Genomic DNA, 21,762 nt, shown 5'->3' with positions numbered 1-21,762 from the left:
GAACCCTGCACACAAAGGGATAACCCCGGCTGTGCTGGCAGCGCTTGGGGCGGCCTCGAAGGGAGGCGGGGGTCGGTCCGGCTGTCGCGGAAGCCTGCCGTGTCCGGGAATGCGCCGAGTCGTGGCGTTCGGTTGGCCACTGGAACGTCGAGTCGTGGATCGACGTTGCGTTCGGCCGCCGTCGATACGCCGAAATCCACGACTCGAGGACCAGGGGTGCCTGCGGCGCCGGTCTATGTGAGGGTCAGCTCCAGGGGTTGGCCGGCGGGGATGGTCGTCGGGTGGGTCAGAGTGACTACGGCGCGGTTGCCGGTAGCAACTACCCGGGCTGGGATGCGGTCACGGCCGACGCGGACCTCGACGTTATGTGCAGGCCCGCTGGTCTCGAAGGAGAGGGTGGTTAGGGTCAGGCGACCGTAGCGGACGGCGACTGATGCGGAGAGGGAGCCGTGGGTACGGCGTTGGCGGTAGAGGCCCCAGCCCTCGGCGGCGGTGAAGGCGCAGCGGAATTCCTCCGGGTGGATGCGTGGCGCGAACCCGAGGTGGCCTTGGGGGCCGTGGTATTCGTAGCCGCAGGCGGAGAGGTAGACGCCGTAGCCCATCATTGCGCGGGCGTAGTGGTCGCTGGCCTCGATCTCGTTGTAGGGGTTGCGTTTCTCGGCCGAGTAGCGTTCGTACATCGCCCGGGTGACGGCCAGCGCCTCCGCGGTCATGCCCTCGGAGAACAGGTGCGCGGCGAACTGGTACTCCTGGCCGGTCCACACCTCGTTGAAGTACATCAGCCCGCGTGTCTCGGACGACCCGCCGTGCGGCCAGGTCGCCATGATCACGCCGCTCTCCCCCTCGGTCGTGTACACCCGCCCGCCCCCGATCCCCGGCGGCCGGTAGGTCCCCGGATCTGCCCGGAAGTTCGACTCGTACAACCGCCCGAGCGCCGCACGCGCCTGATCGGCCGGGAACACCCGCGGCAGCCCGAGCTGGGCCGCGTACGTCTGCCCGTACATCTGGTCGATGAACAACCCGCGGTTGCTGTTCTCCGCCGTCGGATGCGCCGGATCGACCTTCTGCACGTAGTACCCGTACTCGTCGTTCCACAACTTCTCAGCCAGGTACGCCGACCCTCGATCGGCGATCGCCGCGTATCTAGCAGCGCTAGCACCATCGCCGACCTCGCCCGCCATCGCGGCAGCGGCCCGGAGCGCGGCGACGTACAGGCCGCTGATCCACGGCACCTCGCCGAACCACTCGGTGTCGAGCGTGTTCCATTGGCTGCCGCGGAAGATCCCGTCCTCGTCCGCGCCGTCCCGGTGCGTGACCAGGAACTCGACGGCCGTCCGTATCCGGGGCCAAACCCGGCGTAGGAACGTCGAGTCCTTGCTCATCTGGTGTTCGCGGTAGATACGCAGGATCGTCCCGGTCTGCCCGTCGGCGAAGGAGGTCGATGCGTCGCCGGCCTCGCCGCGGTTGCCGATCTCGCCACTCGGCCGGAACGCGATGCCGAGGTCGACCCGTTCGCGGGTGTCGCGTTCCAGGTCGGGGAACAGCCGACCGATCGCCTGCGCGTAGTTCCAGACGTGCTCGCAGGTGCCGGCGCAGCAGTACGTCCCCTCCCAGGCATAGAAACGCCCGTCGTCCCAGCGGTAGCACGTGCTCGTCGCGATCGTGGACGCCGTCGCGAGGGTCCGTTCGAGGAACCAGTGCGGCAGCGATGAGTCGTCGTACCAGGTCTTCACCCACAGCTTCGTGTCGCGCTCGAGACGGTCCGCGTGCTTGCCGACGTACTCGACGACCTGGCGGGCCGACGAGAAGCGGGTCGCGTAGTGCCGGCGGAACGTCGAGGCGCCGACGAGTTCGGCGAACAACTCACGCTCGGGGTTGGGGAAGAACCAGCCGTACGCGAACCGGATCGTCCGCGACTCCCCCGGTCGCAATGTCACCGTGACGGCAACCGTTCCGGCCTGCGGCCCGTCCGAATCGCCCGGACCGGCGGCCGAGTCGAAGAGCGCCTCGACGGAGGACCAGTCCGCGATCGACGGACGCGCTACTCCACCCGGCGTCAACGCGGCGAGCGCCAACGTGCCGCCGTCGGGACGTTCCGCCACGGGCTGCCGGCGGATCGGCCGGTCGCTGAACAGGATCCGGTCCACGTTCACGTGGCCCCAGCCGCCGGTGTGGTTGTCGACAATCTGGATCCGCGCCGTGCGGCCGGCGAACGCACCAACATCCATCGACACCGCAGTGAGCGGCTCGATGTCGGTCCCCGTCGCTGAAGCCACGACCTTTCCATCGACCACGACGTTCAGACAGGTCTCGCCCTTGTGGTGACCGCCGCCGACCCACGCCGTGACGAACCGGCGCTCGATGACGAAGTCCCGGCTGGTCAGCGAGCCCGTGTACTGATCCGGGTCGCCGGTGCCGCGGAAGTTGTACGACGTGACGAACCGGCCACTCACGTTCAGCTCGGTCCGCACCCCGAACGGCCGACGGAATCCGTCGGGCGTCTCGGCCGCGGTCACCGGGCCCGCGCCGAAGGCGTCACCCGTCACGGTCCAGCCGTCGTACGTCGGCTTGTCCCAGGTCTCGAACACGATGTCCGGCCGATCCGTGAACACGATCGCGTCGCAGCTGAGATGCCCCCACGCGCCCGTGCTCGCGTCGACGATCTCGATCCGCGCCGTCCGCCCCCGGTACGCCGCCAGATCCAGCATCTGCGCGACCAACGGCTCGCTCTCGTCACCCGTCGCCGACGCGACGACCTGCCCGTCGACGAGCACGTTCACGCACGTCTCGCCGGGATGACGGCCGCCGCTCACACCGACCGCGACGTACCGGCGCTCGACGGTGAACTCCCGGCTTATCAGCTTCCCGGTCGCCCCGTCGTTCGCGCCGCCTCGGAAGTCGTACGACGTGACGAACCGCGTGCCCGACACGTTCAGATCGCCGAACCGCTTCATCAGATTCGGCACGTCGAGGGGCCGCACGGGGCCTGCACCGAACGCGTCCCCGGTGACGGTCCACCCGTCGTACGTGTCCTTCTCCCAGTCCTCGAAGAGGATGTCGCCCTGCTCGGCGGTCGTGTCGTCGATCGCTCCGAACTGGATCCCGCCGGTGAACGCTCGCGCCTGCAATGTGGTGGGTTGCTGGAGACGGCTGTTGATGCAGACCGGGTTCTCGGCGTACCCGAGCAGCGTCGTGCTGACCGAGGCCGACGACGTGTTCCGCAGCGTGAACGCCATGATCGTCGTGGGCAGCGTCGAGTCCAGCGTGGCGAGCGGGACGAACGGCGAGAAGGCCTCCAATTGAACCGACACGGGGCTGTCCGCGTCGGCGTACGCGACCCGGCCGATCGGGTACGAACCGGTGAATCGGACGTCCTTGAACCCGGCCGCGTCGACCGTCCGCGTCGAGGTCCGGCCGCGGGTCGTCGTGCGGAGCGCGAAGCCCTGACCGAACTGCGACGCGCCGGGCTGATCGGCGGACAGCGGGTCGGCGTAGTTGTGCCCGGAGAAGTCCGCGCCGCCGAGCGGGAACGAGGTCGGGTTGAAGATGTCCCAGGCCCACAGCCGCCCGTCGCCGGCCAGGTACACCTGTCCCGTCGCACCGCCGCCGACCGGCATCCCGATCTTGGGCAGCGCGGCGCCGGTGTACGTCGTCGGCGTACCGCGATCGAACAGCACCGCCGGATCGCGCCGCGGCGGCGCCGCTAGCGCTGCTAGCGCCTGGCCCGGGACGGCCATGGCACCGACCGCGGCGGCACTGAGGGAGATGAAAGTACGGCGGCTCAGGTGCGCCCGGGGACAGTCACCGGCACAGGATCGATTCGCACAACCGGGCGGCAGTTCAGGCGTGGTCATTCGGTTCTCCTAAGCGGGCGGAGCGGGAGAAATCGATTTCCGACACCGTAGCCAGCCCTCGCACAGAGGTCAACGGGTCCCGCCTGCCGGATACTGTTCGACGTACATCGAACAAGGTCGTAGGGTGGGCGGCATGCCCCTTGAGCACCGCCGGTCGGTCGTCGCGCTCGCGCTGATCGCCTCGTTCATGGTCTTCGTCGACAGCACGATCGTGAACGTCACCCTCGCCCAGCTCGCCACCCACCTGCACGCGTCCCGCGCCGAGCTCGAGTGGTCGCTGAACGCCTACACCTTGTCGTTCGCCGCCCTGATGCTCGGCGCCGGGGTGATCGCCGACACCCTCGGCGCGAAGCGTGCGTTCCTGACCGGGCTGCTCGTCTTCACCCTGTCGTCGGCGGTCTGCGCTGCGGCCGGCTCGATGCTGATGCTGAACCTCGCCCGGCTCGTCCAGGGCGCGGGCTCCGCCCTCCTCCTGCCCAGCGCGCTCGTCCTCGCGACCGCGTCCGCGACCGACGAGCACGCCCGCCACCGCCTGGTCAGCTGGTGGGCCGCGGCCGGCGGCGCCGGGATGGCGGCCGGTCCCTTGCTCGGCGGCGGTCTCGTCGCGCTCGCGAACTGGCGAGCCGTCTTCGCGGTCAACGTGGTGATCGGCACCCCCGCCGCGATCTGGGCACTGCGCTCGATGCCTTCCGTCGTACGACGTACCAGACGACTAGACCTGGCCGGGATGGGAACCGCGACCGCGTTCATCGGTGGGCTGGTGTTCGCGTTGATCGAGGCACCGACGCGCGGGTGGCGTGATCCCGCGGTCCTCGGCGCGGCCGCGCTGACCGTCGCCGGCCTCGTCGCCTTCATCGTGATCGAGCGGTCCGTCCGGGCACCGCTGCTCCCACTCAAGCTGTACGCCGAACGCGGCTTCGCGACGGCCGCACTTCAGGGCACGCTGCTCAATTTCGCCTTCTACGGCGTGCTGTTCTCGATGAGCCTGCTACTCCAGCAAGGGCGCCACCTCAGCGCATTGGTCACAGGATTGCTGTTCCTGCCGTTGACCGGGCTGATCTCGATCGCCAACCTCGGCTCCGCGCCACTCACCCGCCGCCTCGGCCGACCCGCCGTGCTCGCGATCGGCCAGGCGGTCCTGACGCTAGCGCTGCTAGCACTCGCCTGGGCCAGTACGTCGTCCGCGGTCTGGCCGATGGTCCTCGCGCTGATCCCGATCGGGTTCAGCTCCGGCCTGCTCGTCCCGACGATGACCGCGCAGTCCATTGCCGCGGTCGAACCCGACCTGCACGGCGCTGCCTCGGCCGCGTTCAACACGTCCCGCCAGATCGGCGGAGCGATCGGCGTCGCGACGTTCGGCCCGCTCCTCGGCACCGCGCACAACCTCGCCACCGGCTTCGTCACCTGCGCGATCGTCGCCGCCGCCGCGAGCATCGCGGGCCTCTGCGTCACCGCCTTCGGCCGCCGTACGCCGGCCCTCGTACCCTCAGCGGCATCCGATTCGTGATCCGCCTGCGCCCAGGGCCGGGGTGAACGGGGTTTCACTCCTGCGGGTAGCTTTCCTGGGGCAGGCGTGGCGTGGCTTGAAGAAATCGCTTGTCCGCGTTGCAATCGAACCGGGGCCGGACGCAACGAATCGGGTGGTTCGGAGCGTTCTTGGGGTGGAGAGGGGGGCGGGTGGCTGCACAGTCGAAACGACGGCTTGGGACTACGGTCGCGCTGACGCTTGCCTGCGTCCTGGTCTGCGGCGTCGCCTTCGCCGGTGCCGTCTTCGTGCTGATGCCAGGCGCTCGCGACCGCAGTACGACGCCCACCGGATCCCCGACGCCGTCGACTCCCAGCCCGCGACCCGCCCCGAGGCCGAGCGTTCCCGACTCGACCTCGAGCGAGGAGCCGCTGCCGGGCGTCGACACCCCGGCCACTCCCCCGCCGTCGACCCCGGTCGCGAACACCGGCACGTACGAATGCCCCGGCTTCAGCGGCATCGAGTCGAGCGTCCCGCTGTCGATGCTGATGAACGACACGTTCTCCTGGGGCGACGATCCGCCGTACAAGGTCGGCAACGGGAGCGGCGACATCAACTGGCGCTCCGACCCGTACAAGAAGCCGAGCTGGTACATGTGGCTGCACTCGCTGCGCTGGCTGGGCAACGGCATCACCGCCGGGCAACGCGGTGATCGCAAGGCGCTGACGCACGTGATGGCGATCATCCACGACTGGGTGCAGGACAACCCGTACACCTGGAAGGGCGATGTCGGCGCGTGGGAGGCCACGATGCACCGCACCAACGTGCTGCTGTGCGCCCGCCAAGCCGTCCTCACCGGGTTGAGGGTCAGCTCGCTACCCACGCAGTACGCCTGGCTCGACAAGGCGATCGTCGACCATGCGCAGTTCATGATCGTGAACTGGAGCGGGCCGTCGAACCACGGGACGGACGAGAGCATCGCACTGTTCGGCGTCGGGTGCACGCTGAAGCGGCCGGAGCTGAAGACGCTGGCCGTGGACCGGCTGTCGCAGGCCATCACGAAGGCGATCGACACGCAGGGCTCCACGAACGAGCAGTCGGTCGGGTACGCGATGTTCAACTACCTGCTGTGGGGTCGTGCGACGACCGCCCTGCAGCGGTGCGGGTCGAACCCCGGACCGGTGATCGCGCAGCGGCGGGCCGTCCTGTCGGAGTGGCTGGCGCTCGCGACGAAGTCCACGGGTGAGCTGCAGCAGGTCGGTGACGCCGTACGGCAGAAGCCGACCGGTGCGGCCGGTACCGCGCTCGACTACGTCGCCTCGCTCGGGAAGAAGGGGGCGAGGCCGTCCAAGCGGGTCGCGGTCTTTGACGCCGGCTACATCTTCGGCCGAACCGGGTGGGGAGAGACGCGGCCGTTCGCGCAGGAGTCGACGTACAGCATCCGGTACGGCGCTGCGCGGGCACTGCACGGTCATGACGACCACATGTCGATCACGTACTCGTCCCACGGCCGGGACGTGCTGATCGACCCGGGGCACTCCGGGTACCAGCTCGACAAGTGGCAGGCGTGGTCGAAGAGCCAGGCCGCGCACAACGTGATGACCATCCCGTCGGCGAACACCGTGAGCGTGGCGACGCAACTGGTTCGCGCGTCGATCACGCCGACGTGGGAGTCGTATTCGCTGGCTGATTCACCCGCGCCGGGCGTGACCCGGAAGCGCGACGTACTCGTGCTCAAGGATCCCGACCTGATCATCACGCTCGACCGCGGCCAGGCGACCGACACCCAGCGGTACGAGACGCTCTGGCACCTCGCACCGGACCAGAAGGTGAAGGTCCAATCCGCCACAGCTGCAGTCGCCGCGAAGCCCGGTGACAAGTCCAAGACGTACCTGCTGCAGATCCCGTACCAGCAACAGCCGGCCGCCGACGGCATCACCGTCGTCCAGGGCCAGCAGGACCCGGTCCAAGGCTGGTACTACCCCGACATCTTCCACCGCCAGTCGGCCCCGGTGGTCAAGTTCAACCGCAACGGGACGACCGCGACCATCCTGTCCGCGATCGTCCCGGCAGGCTCGACCGAAACCGTCACCTACAAGACCCGAACCGTCAGCGGCATGTTCTTCGTCGACCTGACCGTCGGCACCCGCAAGACGACCGTCCGGGTCCAGCAGGACGGCCGCCTCGCCCGCATCAGCTGAGCGATGTCGCCGGTGTGCGGTCACAACCGTCGTACCTGCCTTGTCTCTTCTGTTGATTCGATTCTTCGGGAGGTTGTGGATGAGTAGGCATCCGGCGGCGCGGGACCACTGCTTGAGTCCGGTGCGCAGCGTGGATCGGCCGACTGGCGGGGCGCGGTACGGGCGGATGTTTCCGGACCTGGAGCCATTGGGGACGGATCCGCACGTGCTGATGCGGGCGGGCGCCGACGGCGGGATCTGTGACGGCGCGGCGGCGCTCGATCTCGGGGCCGCGCTGGATCCTGGGCCCGGGGACGACGCCGAGCAGGCCGCCGGCTGGCCGTTCTTCGGGCAGTTGCTGGCGCACGACACCACCGCGGACCGGTCGCCGATCGCGGGAGGAGTCAGCACCGACGCGTTGCGGAACGCCCGCTCGCCGCGGCTCAACCTCGAGATGCTGTACGCCGACGGGCCGATCGGTGCGCCGTACCTGTTCGATCTGCACGACCCCGCCAAGTTCCTGCTCGGCGCCGGCGGGTACGACGTACCGCGAAATCCACAGGGCGTGGCGCTGATCGGTGACCCGCGCAACGACGTCCACCTGTTCTCGCTGACTCTCCATGTCGCGCTTCTCCAGGCGCACAACCGGATCGTCGACAATCTGCGGGCGAGCGGCGTACCCGAGGAGGACATGTTCGAGCAGGCACGGGTCACGCTCACCTGGCATTACCAGTGGATCGTCGTCCACGACTTCCTGCCGCGACTGGTCGGGCGGTCGTTGGTGGACGAGGTACTCGAGGACGGCGGGAAGTGGTTCGCGCCGGAGTCACTGCAGGCGTTCATCCCGCTGGAGTTCGCGGATGCAGCGTACCGCTACGGGCACGGTCAGATCCGGCACACATACCGACTGGTCGAGGGCGGTCCCGAGTTGCCGTTGTTCCCCGATCTGGTCGGGTTCGGGCCGGCGCGGCAGCGGCTCGATCTCACGCAGGTGTTCGACGTACCAGGACATCCGCCGGCGCAGCGGGCCAAGCGCCTCGACGGCCGGCTCGCCGCAAGCCTGATCGGTCTGCCGGAGCAGGTCACGGGCGCTGTCGACGAGACCGCGTACAAGTCCCTCGCGGTCCGCGATCTGCTGCGCGGTGACACGACCGGTCTGCCGAGTGGCGAGGAGGTCGCCAAGCTCCTCGGCGTACCGCCGCTCACCGAAGGCACCTGGCCGGGCGGTACGCCGCTGTGGTTCTACATCCTGAAGGAGTCCGAGTACCTCGGTGACGGTGACCGCCTCGGGCCGGTCGGCGGTCGGATCGTCGCCGAAGTACTGATCGGGCTGCTCCGAGCGGACCCGGCCAGCTACCTCAGTCTCGAACCGGACTGGCAGCCGAACCTGCCGGCCGCCGGCGGGGCGTTCGGCCTGACCGACCTGCTCATCCCGGCCGGCTCACACTGAGCGACCGTGCCTTGGCCTCGGTCTGGAACGCATCGCGCGGGCTCTGGACCGAGGCCAGCGACACGATGTCGCGGCCGTAGAAGAGCGCCACCAGCCAGATCGACAGCACCCGCATCTTCCGGTCCCACGTCGGGACCGCGAGGACGTGGTACCCGCGGTGCATCAGCCAGGCCAGCAGGCCCTTGATGACGATCCGCTTGTACTGGAAGATCCCGGTTCCGAGGCCGAGCGTCGCGATCACCCCCAGGCTGCTGTGCCGGTAGTTCTTCGGCTCCCGCCCGCGCAGCGACCGCAGCAGGTTCTTCGCCAGCAGCTTCCCTTGCCGTACGGCGTTCTGCGCGTTCGGCACCGTATACGCACCCTTCGTGGGCGCCGCCAGGTCGGGCACCGCCGCGTCGTCTCCGGCCGCCCACGCGTCCGGGATCACCTCGGTCTCGGTACCGATCCGCAGATCCGCCCGCACCTGGACCAGGCCACGCTCGTTGTGCGGCAGGTCGGTGTGGTTCCGCAGCAGCCGGGTCGCGGCGTTGCCCGCGGTCCACACGATCAGCTCCGAGTCGAACTCCGTCCCGTCCGACAGCACCACGTGCCCGTCGTCGGCCGACTGCATCGAGGTGTTCAGGTGCACGACCGCGCCGCGCTTCTCGAGCATCTTCACCACCCACTCGCCCGGCCGGTCGCTCACCTCCGGCAGGATCCGCCCGGTCGCCTCGACCAGGTGGAACGCGAGGTCGTCCTCGGACAGCTCGGGGTACTTCTTCAGCAACGCCCGCGCCAGCGACAGCAGCTCGGCGAACCCTTCGACCCCGGAGAACCCGCCGCCCACGAACGTGACCGTCAGCAGCTTGCTCCGCTGCGGCCCCGGCGCAAGCCCGGCCGCCTCGTCGAACGCGGTGAACATCCGGTCCCGGATCGCCACGGCCTCCTCGACGTGCTTCATCCCGATCGCCCGATCGGCCACCCCCGGTACGTCGAACGTCCGCGTCACCGCACCGGCGGTCACGGCGATCACGTCGTACGTCAGCTGGTAGTCCGGCCCATCCGCCGGGTGGATCGTCACCGTCTTGTCCGCGTGCGAGATGCCGGTGACCATGCCGGCCACGACCCTCGTGTGCTTCAGGTTCCGGCGCAGCGACACCGCCGCGTGCCGGGCCTCCACGGAACCGGCGACCACCTCGGGCAGGAACGGCTGGTACGTCATGTAGGGCCGCGGGTCGACGACGACCACCTCGGCCTCACCGCGCCGCAGCTTCTTCTCCAGCCTCCACGCCGTGTAGAAACCGGCGTACCCGCCGCCCACCACCAAGATCCTGCGCACTGCACTCTCCGTCCGTCGACTCTCGAAGGTAAGACACGTCGGCCCGGCCGGATGTGACATCACCAGACAGAACCTAGGGGCGGAGCTGTTTCCGGGACGTGATGCCCAGCTTGGCGAAGACTTTCCGCAGATGCCACTCGACAGTGTGCTGGCTGAGGAACATCTGCGCACCGATCTCGGCGTTGGTCAGACCGGCACCGGCCAGCTCGGCGATGTGCGCCTCCTGTGCGGTCAACGAGTCGCGGCCGGAGCTGTCCGCCGTACGACGCTCGTCGAGCACCTCCCCCGTCGCCGCGAGCTCCCGACCGGCACGCTCCGCGAACGCGGCCGCACCAGCCGCCGAGAACAACTTGTACGCCATCCGCAGCTGCCCACGCGCGTCCTGACGACGACCTTCCCGACGCAACCATTCGCCGTACACCAGATGCGTGCGGGCCAGGTCCATCCGCATCCGCGTCCGGCTCAGCCGCTCGACCGCTTCCTGGTACGCCGCCTCCGCAGCTCTCCCCGTCAACCGCAAGCCGGTCGCCCGGGCCAGGATCCCGAGCCCCCAGTCGGTACCGTTCGGCTCCGCGGACTCACTCAGCAGCTCGTAGGCCTCCGCCGCGGAGTCGGGCCGACCGACACGGACCGCCGCTTCGATCACCTCGGCCAGCGCCAGGCTCGCCACACCATGCTCGTCCGGGTACGCCGCGGCGGCCAGCGCGGACTCCAACGCCGCCGGGTACTGGGCCAGTCCGTTGAGCAGGATCGCACTGGTCAGGTGCGCGTTGGACACCGCACCGCCCTCGCCCCGGATCGTGGACTCCGCCAGGCCGTTGGCGATCAACGGTGCCGCGTGGTCGTGCCGGCCACGCCACGCGGCCAGGAAGATGTCGCCGTACGGTCCCAGGCCGACGCCGGTCGCGTCGCTGATCGTCTTGATCTCGGCGAGCATCGCGGCGACGGCCGAGAACTCACCGGTCAGGGTGTGCAGCACGGCGCGGTGGTGCAGGACCAGCGGGAGCTCGTTGAGGTTCCCGGCATCCCTGGCGATCCGCTCGAGCCGGGCAGTGAGATGCTCCCAGTTCTCGTCGTCCCACAGGTGAACGGCCAGCGCCGCCGCCTGCCAGAGCCACGGCAGGTCCTCGTCCGGCCCGGTCCTGAACGCACGCATCGCCTCGCGTGCCGGGGGCACCGCGGCCTCGGAGCCGTCGGCGAACAGCGTCGTCACCGCGTCGTACAGCACGTCGTGCTTGCGTGGCTGCTCGAGCCGAGGCACGGCCTTCGCCGCGCGGGCGATGTAGGCGATCCCGGTGTCCCGGCCGAAGCGCCCAGCGAACAGGCTGGCTGCGAGGGCGTTCAGGTAAGTGTCGCGGGCCAGGCCGAGGTCGAGCGGCTCGAGCCTTCGAGCGGCCTCGAGCAGCAGCGGTGGAGCCTCCAAGCTGTGGCCGGAGGCAAACGTCAGTTGGGCACGCATCAGGTTCACGCGGGCCTGGTGCAGACCGTTGACCGGCCCTTCCCCCGCGGTGTTCAGGAGTCGCAGGGCTGTGTCGAAGGCGCCCGCTGCCAGGCTCGCCTGGGCTGCGAGCAGAGCGCGGATCGAGCGCGTGGCCGGGTCCGGCGTCAGCTCGGTCGCGCGCTGGAGGAACGCCGACGAGGCCGCCATGCCGCCGCGGCGTTGCGCCCGGTCCGCCGAGCTCACCAGCTCGGCCGCGACGTCCTCGTCCGGACCGTCGGCACCCTGCGCCCGGTGCCAGGCCCGCCGATCGGGATCGAGTTCCGGATCGATCGCCTCGGCGAGCGCCTGGTGGACGGCGCGCCGATCGGCGGGATCCGCGGCCCGGTACGTCGCCGACCGGACGAGCGGATGCCGGAACCGGACCCTGGCTGCGATATCGATCAACCCAGCTGCTTCCGCCGGTGCCGCCATACTCAGCGGCACGCCGAGCAGCGTCAGGGCGCGAACGAGCAGCGGCACGTCTCCGACGGGCTCGGCGGCCGCGGTCAGCAGCAGCCGCTGGGTGTCGGGCGGGAACGCGTGCACTCGGAGCGCGAAGTTCTGCTCGATCTGATTCGCCAACGGCCGGGCGTCAGGGCGCTCGAACCCACCGGCCAACTGTGCCGCGGTCAGTCCCCGCGGCAACTCCATCAACGCGAGCGGATTACCCCGCGTCTCGGCCACGATCCGGTCGCGAACTGATCCGTCCAGCCGTCCCGGTACGACGGAGTCCAGCAGCGAGCCGGCGTACTCGTCGGCAAGGCCGCTGATCGGCAACTCCGGGAACCCGCGCCACTCCGGTCCGGTCACCGGCTCGCGCAGCGAGAACACCACGCCGATGCGATCGGCGAACAGCCGGCGCCCGACGAACGTCAGCGTCTGGACCGACGCCTGGTCCAGCCATTGCGCGTCGTCGACGACACACAGCAGCGGCTCCCGATCGGAAGCCGCAGACAACAAACTCAACGTCGCCGCACCGATCAGGAACCGGTCCGGCGGTCCCCCGCTACTCAACCCGAAGGCAACCTCGAGCGCCGCGCGCTGCGGACCCGGAAGCCGGTCGCTGAGATTGAGCAACGGAAGGCACAACTGATGCAGGCCGGCGAACGGCAGCTCCATCTCCGACTCGACCCCGGACGCGCGCGCCACGCGGCAGCCCTCGGCCCGGCCGACCAGGTACTCGAGCAGCGCCGACTTCCCGATCCCGGCCTCCCCGCGGACAACCAGCACCTGCCCCGTACCGGAGCGCACACCGGCCACGACATGGTCCAGGCGTGCAGATTCCGCCCGTCGCCCACGCAGCTCCGGCGCTGTGCTGGTCATCGCTCCCACCCCCTCGTCAGAGGCTACGTGGGAACGGTGATCCGGGTACAGGAACTTCGGGTGTCGAAAATGCGAATCAGACCGCTTCCTGCGCCAGCCGATCGCGGGCCCGCTTCACGAGTTGCCGCGCATTCGGCGCGCCGATCCGGAGCATCTCCGCGATCTCGCGATACGGATAGTCGAAGCCTTCTCTCAGTACGTACGTCGCTCGCTCGGCCGGTGAGAGGCGATCGTTCAAGAGCTGTACGGCGACCGCGAACGCCTCCCGGTTCTCGGCGTACACCTGTGGGTCGGCCCCCGTCGCCACCCGCTCGTCCGAGAACCACGGCCCGACCGCTGTCTCGTGCCGCCGCCGTGCCGACTGGACGAGGTTGATCGCGAGCCGCAACGCCACCGTCGCGAGGAACGCCTGCGGATCAGCGACCGCCGACCGGTCCGTCCGCTGCCAGCGCACCCAGACATCCTGAACCAGCTCCTCGGCCTCGTGCGGATTACCGGCGATCCGGCACGCGATCCGGAACAACCGCGGCCGCGCCTGCAGGAACTCGTCCAACCCCGCCGTACTCACGATCCGGCCTCCTGACGCTGGGGAACACCTTCAGCGTCGGCCGTCGACCACGGGGTCCGCGCCCTGGAAACCCCGTGGTCGAGCCCGTGGTCAGGCGCCCAGGGCGTCCAGGATCGTGGCGGTCACCGCCTCCGGCTGGGAGACGCTCAGGGCGTGCGAGGCACCGGCGATCTCGCGGGTGTCCTTCGCGCCCGCACGCTCGGCGAGGAAGCGGTGCAGGGCTACCGGGATGTTCAGGTCCTGGTCGCTGAACACGAACCAGGACGGGATCGTCTTCCACGCCGGCGTCGACGTGGGCAGACCGGCAGTCAGCGCGGCCTCGGTCGCCGGACGCTGGGTCGCGGCCATCAGCGCGGCCTGGTCGGCAGGTACGTCGGCGCAGAACTGCTGACGGAACACGTCCTTGCGGATCGCGAGCTCGTTGCCTCCGGTGCTGACCGGATACGCATTCAGTGCGTCGCCGAGCGTGCTGCCCGGGAACTGCAACGACAACTGGAACGCGGTCTCGCCGTGGTCCGGTGCGAACGCGCAGACGTAGACGAGCGCCGTGACCGCGTCGTTGTCCGCCGCGGCCTGCGTGATCACCATGCCACCGTACGAATGCGCGACCAGGACCACAGGCTTCCCGATACCGGCGATGACGTCGCGGACGTACTGCGCGTCACCTTCGAGGCTGCGCAGCGAGTTGGCCACCGCGACCGTTTCGATCGACCGTGCCTGCAGCCGCTCGACGACGCCGTTCCAGCTGGCCGACTCGGCGAACGCGCCGTGCACCAGGACGACGACCGGATTCTCACTCATGGGGTTCTCCTTTTCCCTCGGACTACTCGATGAGACCGGACAGACAGGCAAGTTGTGACCGGGGAGACAGTCACAGAACGCCACGCTGCGGTGTCCTGGTTAGTGAGTCCACCCAACACTCGCGAAGGAGAACACATGAGCATCGCCGAACAGCAGATCGCCACCTCGGTCCTGGTGATCGGGACCGGCGGTGCCGGGCTTCGGGCGGCGATCGAACTGGCCGAACAGGGGGTCGAAGTCCTTGCCCTCGGCAAACGCCCGCGCTCCGACGCGCACACCTCGCTGGCCGCCGGTGGTATCAACGCGGCGCTCGCCACCATGGACGCCCAGGACACCTGGCAGCAGCACGCGGCCGACACACTCCAGGAGAGCTACCTGCTCGCGAACCCGGTCACCGTGCAGATCGTCGCCCAGGGCGCCGCGCGCGGGATCGAGGACCTCGAACGCTGGGGTATGCCGTTCGCCCGCGAGGCCGACGGCCGGATCTCGCAGCGGTTCTTCGGCGCGCACACCTACCGCCGGACCGCGTTCGCCGGCGACTACACCGGGCTGGAGATCCAGCGCACGTTGATCAACCGGGCGGTCCAGCTCGGCGTACCGATCCTGGACACCGTCTACGTGACCCGGATCCTGGTGAAGGACAACGCGGTCTTCGGCGCCTACGGTTTCGACCTGACGACCGGCCGGCGGTACGTGATCCATGCCGACGCGGTGATCCTGGCCGCCGGCGGTCACACCCGGATCTGGCGCCGTACGTCGTCCCGCCGCGACGAGAACACCGGTGACGCGTTCCGGCTCGCGGTCCTCGCGGGCGGGAAGCTGCGCGACCCCGAGCTCGTCCAGTTCCACCCGTCCGGCCTGATCGAGCCCGAGAACGCGGCGGGCACGCTCGTCTCCGAGGCGGCCCGCGGCGAGGGCGGCCAGCTGCGCAACGCCCTCGGCGAGCGATTCATGGCGCGGTACGACGCCGAGCGGATGGAACTGTCCACGCGGGACCGGGTCGCGCTCGCGGAGTACACGGAGATCAAGGAAGGCCGCGGGACCCAGAACGGCGGCGTCTGGCTGGACGTGTCGCATCTCCCGCGCGAGACGATCATGCGGCGGCTGCCGCGGGTGTACCAGACGCTGCTCGAGCTGCAGATGCTCGACATCACCAAGCAGCCGATCGAGATCGCGCCGACCGCGCACTACTCGATGGGCGGCGTGTGGGTCCGTCCCGAGGACCACGGCACCGGCGTCGACGGGCTGTGGGCGATCGGCGAGGCCGCGAGCGGACTGCACGGCGCGAACCGGCTCGGCGGCAACTCGCTGATCGAGCTGCTGGTCTTCGGCCGTATCGTCGCCGAGGAAGCTGCGAAGTACTCGATCGGCCGGCAGGCCCAGCAGCGCTCGGCTGACGCCGTCGGCGAGGCGCGCGCGGAGATCGACCACCTGCTGACGAACGACGGACCGGAGAACGTCCGCGCCCTGCAGCGCGCGCTGCGCGACACCATGACCGCGCGGGCGGGTGTCGTCCGCGACGAGGACGGACTGCGGGCCGGGATCGCGGAGCTGACCGAGGTCGAGGAGCGGATCACACAGGTCGGCGTACATCCGGACATCGCCGGCTTCCAGGATCTAGCGCACGCGTTCGACCTGAAGGCGTCGGCGCTGGCCGCGCGGGCGACCCTCGATGCGGCCTTGGTACGGCGGGAGACGCGCGGCTGCCACAACCGCTCGGACTACCCGGAACTCGACGAATCGCTCCAGGTCAACCTCGTCTGGTCGGGCCCGGACGCAATCGAGAAGGAGCCGATCCCTCCGATCCCCGACGAACTGCGCCAACTGATGCGCCACGTAGCGACCGAAGGCAAATTGGTCGAGTGAGAGCTCACCGCCTGGACAAGAAGCTCCGGAGGAGGGACAGGGGCGCCCAACTGGTGCGGTCCTTGCGGGTCAGGACGAGGGCCCGCATCCGGGGTTCGGGGTCGCGGAGGCGGCGCAGCGAGATGCCGGTGGTTTTCGGGTAGGTGGCGGGCATCAGGCCGACGCCGAGTCCGGCGGTGATCATTTCCTGGACGAGTTGGAGGCTGTCGGCGCGTTGGGTGATGCGCGGTTCGAAGCCGGCGAGCGCGGCGATGGTGCGGACAACCTGTTCGTCGGCGAGGTGGCGGGAGTTCACGATCCAGTCGCTGGCGGCGAAGGCTGCGACGACGTCGACCGCCGTACCGCGGATGCGGCGGGAGCGGGACGGGACGGCCAGACTCCAACTGGATTCCCACAGCGGGGCCGCCTCGAGGGACGGGTCGAGGGCCGCGGGGGCGAGGTTGTAGTCGTAGGTGAGCGCGAGGTCGACCTGGTCGCGCTCGAGCATCGCCAGGGCGTCGGGTGGTTCCTGCTCCTGGATCTCCAGCCGGACCGCGGGGTGCTCCTGCCGAAGCCGGTGGACGACGGGGAGCAGGGTGTCGCGGATCGCGGTGTGGAAGGCGGCGACGCGGACGGTCCCGGCGGGTTCGGCCGACGGGTCGAGGTCGGCGCGGGCCGCTTCGTGAGCGGCCAGGATGTGTACGGCGTGACCGGCGAGCCGGCGGCCGGCCGGGGTGAGCCGGACCCGGCGGCCGTCGGGCTCCAGCAGCGGCGTGCCGACCTCTTTGGCGAGTGCGGCGATCTGCTGCGAGACCGTGGAGGTGGTGACGCCGAGGACCTCCGAGACGGCATGCATCGAGCCGAGCCGGGACAGGGCGAGCAGGAGTTCGAGACGGCGTACATCCATTCATTGATCATGAACGATGTGTCCACAATTCTCACGTGGACGCGAACGGAATCGCGAGCTTCACTGGACGGTATGCGCACACGGGAGACCGGGATCGCCTTCGCGGTCCTGTCGATGACGATGGTCCAGCTGGGACTGGCCGCTTCGGTCGGGCTGTTCGACCGGGTCGGTCCCGAAGGTGCTGCCTGGCTGCGGCTGGTGTGCGCGGGTCTGATGGTGCTGGTGCTGTTCCGTCCGCGGCCGAGCTCGTTCGATCGCAACGCGTTCCTGGCCGCGGTCGGTCTGGGCGTCGCGACCGCGGGCGTGACATTGCTGTTCATGGCCGCCGCGGCGCGTCTGCCACTCGGTACGGCGAGCGCGCTCGAGTTCCTCGGTCCGCTGTCGGTTGCCGTACTGCGGAGCCGCGGGCGACTGATCTGGCCGGCGTTGGCGTTCGCCGGCGTACTGCTCCTGACTCAGCCGTGGCACGGGTCGGTCGACGGTCCCGGCGTACTGTTCGCGCTCGGTGCCGCCGCGTGCTGGGCGGCGTACATCGTCCTCACTCAGCATGTGGGCAGCAACGTCACCGGGCTTCAGGGCATGGGTGTCTCGCTCCCGGTCGCCGCGGTCGTGGCGACTGCCGTCGCCGGGCCCGCCACGATCCCGGTCATGACCTGGGAGTTGGTGGTCATCGGTCTCGGTCTGGCGCTTCTGCTACCGGTGATCCCGTTCAGCCTCGAGTACCTGGCGCTGCGCCGCCTGGACGCCGGCGTCTTCGGCACGTTGATGAGCCTCGAGCCGGCCCTGGCCTTGATGATCGGCTGGCTCCTGCTCGGCCAGTCCCCCACGTTGCTCCAGGCGTTCGGCATCGCGGGCGTGATCGCCGCCGGCATCGGCGCTGAGAAAGCCGCGAGCCGTCGCAGCCAGCAGAACGAGCATGATCAGCCCGACGACGCCGTGGTACCACTGCCAGCCGATGCCTAGCCCGACGAACCCGTCGAGCACCATCACCACGGCGCCCGCACCGACGCCGAGGACCAGCATCGCAACGCCTGCCAGCAACAGCTTCCGCGGCACCCGACGGCCGAACCTACTCACGGTGGCCAGCGCCAACGCGGCCCCGAGGACGCCGGACACCGCCGCAAACGCCTGCGCCACAGCAGGATTGAGAAAGTACGCCTCCTGCTCGGACAGCGGAACCGCCGGCCCCGAAGGGAACCCCAGCCGCCCTTCGACGGCGAACACCGCCTTGCCGACGGCGTACCCCAGCATCAGAACGGCGACCCCGTACGCGGGAAACTTCCTCATACCTCGACAGTAGGAGTTCGGCCGCCCGCTGAACTCCCTCCAGCGGGTGAACCTTCCCTAGGAAGCGCGGGCCTGCTGGATCTCCTGACCGCGCACGGTGTCCGGGAAACGCGCCAGCATCTCCCGCAGCTCATCGGCGTCGACGTTGGCGCCGAAGGGCTCGGTGCCCGGTTCGAGACGCTTGCCCTCGGCAAGCGGTCCGGCGAGGACCGGGTCGAAGCCGAATGCGTCGACGATCCGGGCCACCTGCTCCGCGTCGGCCTTGTCACCGGCGATCGCGATCGCCTTGCGGCCGGGGGCTCCGGCGGGACGCGGGCCCTCGTCGAGGTCGTGGTAGCCCATGTGGTTGAAGGCCTTGACGACGCGGGACTCCGGGAGGAACCGCTGGACGATCTCCGAGGACGACGTCCGCGGATCGGTGAGGTCGTCGCGGATACCGTCGACCTCCCACCAGTAGTTCATCGCGTCGATCACCAGCTTGCCGCGCAGGGCCTCGACCGGGACGGTCCGGTGCTTGCCCAGCGGGAGCGCGAGGATCACGACATCGGCCTCGGCGACAGCTTCGGCGGCGGTCGTGGCCACGGCGCCGGGCGTGACGACCTCGACGATCAGCGCGATCCTCGAGACGTCACCAGAGCCCGCGATCAGCACGCGGTACCCGGCCGCGACCGCCAGCCGCGCCAGCACCGTCCCGACCTTCCCGGCACCCAGGATCGCGATCGTCGTCACTTGGATTCCGCCAGGATCTCGCGGACCAACGGGATCACCTTCGTGCCGTACAGCTCGACCGCCTTCAGCCGCGCGCTCACCGGCAGCGGACCACCCGAGTAGATCAGATCGAACCGCTCCACTCCGAGGGTCTGCACCGCGTCCGCGATCCGCCGGGCGACCGTCTCCGGCGAACCGACGTACATGGATCCGTGCAGCACCTCGGACTCGAACTCCTCGCGCTTCAGCGGCGGCCAGCCGCGCAACGCCCCGATCCGGTCGCGCATCACCTTGTACGGCGCGTAGTAGATCTCCTTCGCCTGCTCGTCGGTCTCCGCGACGAACCCCGGCGAATGCATCCCGACCGGATGCGCCACGGTCCCGAACTGCTGCGCCGCCCGCTTGTAGAGATCGACGTACGGCGTGAACCGCTCCGGCGACCCGCCGATGATCGCGAGCATCAGCGGCAACCCGTAGTACGCCGTACGCACCACGGACTGCGGCGACCCGCCGACCCCGACCCACGTCTGCAGCCGGCCGGACTCGGTCTTCGGGTAGACCTCGATGTTGTCCAGCGCCGCCCGCACGGTGCCTTCCCAGGTCACCGGCTTCTCGTCGAGCAACTGCACGAACAGCTGCAGCTTCTCCTCGAACAGTACGTCGTAGTCGGCCAGGTCGTACCCGAACAGCGGGAAGGACTCGGTGAACGATCCGCGCCCGAGGATCACCTCTGCGCGCCCGTTCGACAGCGCGTCCACCGTCGAGAACCGCTGGAACACCCGCACCGGGTCGTCCGAGCTCAGCACCGTCACGCCCGACCCGAGCTTGATGTTCGAGGTCCGGGTCGCGATCCCGGCCAGCACCGTCTCCGGGGACGAGATCGAGAACTCCGGCCGGTGGTGCTCGCCGAGCGCGATCGCGTCCACGCCGATCTGGTCGGCCAGAACCGCCTCGTCCACCACCTGCCGGATCGCCGCCGCGGCCGTCACCGGCGCGCCGCTGTCGTCCACCGGGATGTCACCGAACGTGTCCAACCCGAAGGCCACCTCGGCCATATCCGCACTCTCCTGTCCGCTCACTACAACAAGTCTAGGTTGACACGTCAACACCAGACCGAGCGGGGTTCATTCCCGGGAGCTCCAGTGCCGGAGCTTGTCCGGGTTCAGGACGATCCAGACGGTGGACACCTTCGCGCCTGTCACCTTCAGACTCAGTACTGCGACGACGCCTCCGACGACCCGCAGTACGACGCCCGGCTCACCGTTGACGGCCTCCACACTCAGCACGGTCTCCGGACCCACCAGCTCCGTCACGCACCGCGCGACCTGATCGGCACCGCGGACCGGGCTCAACGCGGCAGCCACCTGACCGCCGCCGTCACTGACCGCCACCACCTCAGACGCGAGCACGCTCCGGACCGCGCCGACGCTGCCAGCCCGGCAGGCGGTCGCGAACCGGTGCACGACAGCGTGATCGCCACGCTTGAACACTTCGCCTCCTGCTCAAGCGACCGTGGTGAGCTTCGCCGGGTTCATCTGCCACAGCACCTCGTCGATTCCTTCGTCCGACGCGGTGACGGTGCAGACCGCGAACACGTCGCCGCCGTCGCGCCGCAGCATCGCGACCGCGCGGCCGTTCGCCGTACCGAACTCGACCTCGACACCGATCCAGAAGTGCTGGTGGAACGCCCGGTAGTACTTCGCCACCCGCTGCTGCCCGACCACCGGGAACTTCGACACCTGCCGCGCACCGTTGCCGTCGGAGTAGCTGATCGCATCCTGCGCCAGCAGCTCCTCGAGGACGGCGACGTCACCCGCCCGCGCCGCCGCGATGAATGCCGTCAGCAACTTCTTCTGCTGCGCTCCGGACACCTCGGTACGCCGTTCCGCCCGGATCCGCTTGCGCGCCCGGCTGACGAGCTGGCGCACCGCCGGCTCGGTCGACTGCAGCATCGCGGCCAACTCGTCGTACGGGTAGTCGAAGGCCTCCCGCAGGATGTACGCCGCCCGCTCGGTGGGCGACAGCCGTTCGAGCACGAGGAGGACCGCGAAGCTCAGCGCCTCCCCGCGCTCGGCGCCGAGGTACGGATCGGCGCTGGTGTCGACCGGCTCGGGCAGCCACGGCCCGATGTAGGTCTCCCGGCGGGCACGCGCGGACTGGCTCGCGTTGATCGCGAGCCTGGTCACCGCCGTCGACAGGTACGCGACCGGGCTCTGGACCGCGCTACGGTCCGCGGCCTGCCAGCGCAGCCACACCTCCTGGACGAGGTCCTCGGCCTCGGTGTGGCTGCCCAGCATCCGGTACGCAATTCCCATCAGCCGCGGCCGCACCTCGTCGAAGACCGCGACCGCATCATCGAGCTCGTCAGTCATCAACTGGAGGATACGACCCCGAATCCGTTTCCAGTGCCTCGATCGCGCTGTGCAAGCTGTTCAGGTCTGCTGTTTCCGCCTGCGCCTCGTACGGGTCGAGCACCCAGTCGGCCTCGTCGCCAGGTGGTGTGCCCGCCCTGTCCAGCTCGATGTCGGCCTGGACCTCCACGGCCAGCTCGCGCAGGAAGTCGTCCTTGCCCATGG

16 protein-coding genes are annotated in these 21,762 nt (G+C 69.5%); 5 read left to right on the top strand and 11 right to left on the bottom strand.

Going from position 1 to position 21,762, the window contains the following annotated elements:
* Window positions 1–233 precede the first annotated feature (233 nt).
* Complete coding sequence (locus EV649_RS20735; protein WP_130385211.1) at window positions 234–3,854, bottom strand: GH116 family glycosyl hydrolase; 3,621 nt, start codon at window positions 3,852–3,854, stop codon at window positions 234–236.
* A 133-nt stretch (window positions 3,855–3,987) separates the two neighbouring features.
* Here EV649_RS20735 and EV649_RS20730 point away from each other — a divergent pair, with 133 nt between their 5' ends.
* The 3 genes from EV649_RS20730 (at window position 3,988) to EV649_RS20720 (ending at window position 8,949) form a co-directional block, all read left to right on the top strand.
* Window positions 3,988–5,361: an MFS transporter gene (locus EV649_RS20730; RefSeq protein ID WP_130385210.1), complete on the top strand. Its 1,374-nt coding sequence runs from the start codon at window positions 3,988–3,990 to the stop codon at window positions 5,359–5,361.
* 170 nt (window positions 5,362–5,531) lie between these two features.
* Entirely contained in the window at window positions 5,532–7,520 is a 1,989-nt protein-coding gene (locus EV649_RS20725; RefSeq protein WP_241998479.1) for a heparinase II/III family protein, read from the top strand.
* Window positions 7,521–7,599: 79 nt separating this feature from the next.
* Complete coding sequence (locus tag EV649_RS20720; protein ID WP_130385209.1) at window positions 7,600–8,949, top strand: peroxidase family protein; 1,350 nt, start codon at window positions 7,600–7,602, stop codon at window positions 8,947–8,949.
* Here the strand turns inward: EV649_RS20720 and EV649_RS20715 are convergent.
* The 4 genes from EV649_RS20715 to EV649_RS20700 all read right to left on the bottom strand — a co-directional run bounded on the left by EV649_RS20715 (window position 8,927) and on the right by EV649_RS20700 (window position 14,439).
* A complete protein-coding gene (locus EV649_RS20715; RefSeq protein ID WP_130385208.1) occupies window positions 8,927–10,267 on the bottom strand; it encodes an FAD-dependent oxidoreductase in 1,341 nt (446 codons plus the stop codon). The genes EV649_RS20720 and EV649_RS20715 overlap by 23 nt on opposite strands.
* Window positions 10,268–10,340: 73 nt before the next feature.
* Window positions 10,341–13,070 carry a LuxR family transcriptional regulator gene (locus EV649_RS20710; protein ID WP_130385207.1) on the bottom strand — a complete coding sequence of 910 codons (2,730 nt, stop codon included), beginning with the start codon at window positions 13,068–13,070 and terminating at the stop codon, window positions 10,341–10,343.
* Window positions 13,071–13,146: 76 nt separating this feature from the next.
* On the bottom strand, window positions 13,147–13,638 hold the full coding sequence (locus tag EV649_RS20705) for a sigma-70 family RNA polymerase sigma factor (protein WP_198682608.1): 492 nt from the start codon (window positions 13,636–13,638) through the stop codon (window positions 13,147–13,149).
* A gap of 90 nt (window positions 13,639–13,728) precedes the next feature.
* The gene (locus EV649_RS20700; protein ID WP_130385205.1) at window positions 13,729–14,439 is read right to left on the bottom strand and encodes an alpha/beta hydrolase; all 711 of its coding nucleotides are present in this window, start codon (window positions 14,437–14,439) and stop codon (window positions 13,729–13,731) included.
* Window positions 14,440–14,574: 135 nt separating this feature from the next.
* On the opposite strand from EV649_RS20700, the gene EV649_RS20695 reads away from it, so the two are divergent.
* Window positions 14,575–16,305 carry an FAD-dependent oxidoreductase gene (locus tag EV649_RS20695; RefSeq protein ID WP_130385204.1) on the top strand — a complete coding sequence of 577 codons (1,731 nt, stop codon included), beginning with the start codon at window positions 14,575–14,577 and terminating at the stop codon, window positions 16,303–16,305.
* A 4-nt stretch (window positions 16,306–16,309) separates the two neighbouring features.
* On the opposite strand, the gene EV649_RS20690 is transcribed toward EV649_RS20695, so the two are convergent.
* On the bottom strand, window positions 16,310–17,191 hold the full coding sequence (locus EV649_RS20690; RefSeq protein WP_130385203.1) for a LysR family transcriptional regulator: 882 nt from the start codon (window positions 17,189–17,191) through the stop codon (window positions 16,310–16,312).
* Between the two features lie 72 nt (window positions 17,192–17,263).
* On the opposite strand from EV649_RS20690, the gene EV649_RS20685 reads away from it, so the two are divergent.
* A complete protein-coding gene (locus EV649_RS20685; RefSeq protein ID WP_198682607.1) occupies window positions 17,264–18,154 on the top strand; it encodes an EamA family transporter in 891 nt (296 codons plus the stop codon).
* 381 nt (window positions 18,155–18,535) lie between these two features.
* Here the strand turns inward: EV649_RS20685 and EV649_RS20675 are convergent, their stop codons facing one another.
* The 5 genes from EV649_RS20675 to EV649_RS20655 are packed head-to-tail and all read right to left on the bottom strand — an operon-like array spanning window position 18,536 to window position 21,760.
* Entirely contained in the window at window positions 18,536–19,207 is a 672-nt protein-coding gene (locus EV649_RS20675; RefSeq protein WP_130385202.1) for an NAD(P)-binding domain-containing protein, read from the bottom strand.
* Entirely contained in the window at window positions 19,204–20,265 is a 1,062-nt protein-coding gene (locus EV649_RS20670; RefSeq protein ID WP_241998477.1) for an LLM class flavin-dependent oxidoreductase, read from the bottom strand. Before EV649_RS20670 ends, EV649_RS20675 begins: the two co-directional genes overlap by 4 nt.
* Before the next feature lie 45 nt (window positions 20,266–20,310).
* The gene (locus tag EV649_RS20665; protein WP_130385201.1) at window positions 20,311–20,676 is read right to left on the bottom strand and encodes a siderophore-interacting protein; all 366 of its coding nucleotides are present in this window, start codon (window positions 20,674–20,676) and stop codon (window positions 20,311–20,313) included.
* 12 nt (window positions 20,677–20,688) lie between these two features.
* On the bottom strand, window positions 20,689–21,558 hold the full coding sequence (locus EV649_RS20660; RefSeq protein WP_130385200.1) for an RNA polymerase sigma-70 factor: 870 nt from the start codon (window positions 21,556–21,558) through the stop codon (window positions 20,689–20,691).
* Window positions 21,551–21,760 carry a hypothetical protein gene (locus EV649_RS20655; RefSeq protein ID WP_130385199.1) on the bottom strand — a complete coding sequence of 70 codons (210 nt, stop codon included), beginning with the start codon at window positions 21,758–21,760 and terminating at the stop codon, window positions 21,551–21,553. The genes EV649_RS20660 and EV649_RS20655 overlap by 8 nt, the downstream gene beginning before the upstream one ends.
* Window positions 21,761–21,762: the final 2 nt, after the last annotated feature.

Source organism: Kribbella sp. VKM Ac-2569, assembly GCF_004216905.1.
Classification (GTDB): Bacteria; Actinomycetota; Actinomycetes; order Propionibacteriales; family Kribbellaceae; genus Kribbella.
The sequence above is the reverse complement of the archived record's forward strand: the minus strand, read 5'-3'. Positions and strand labels throughout refer to the sequence as shown.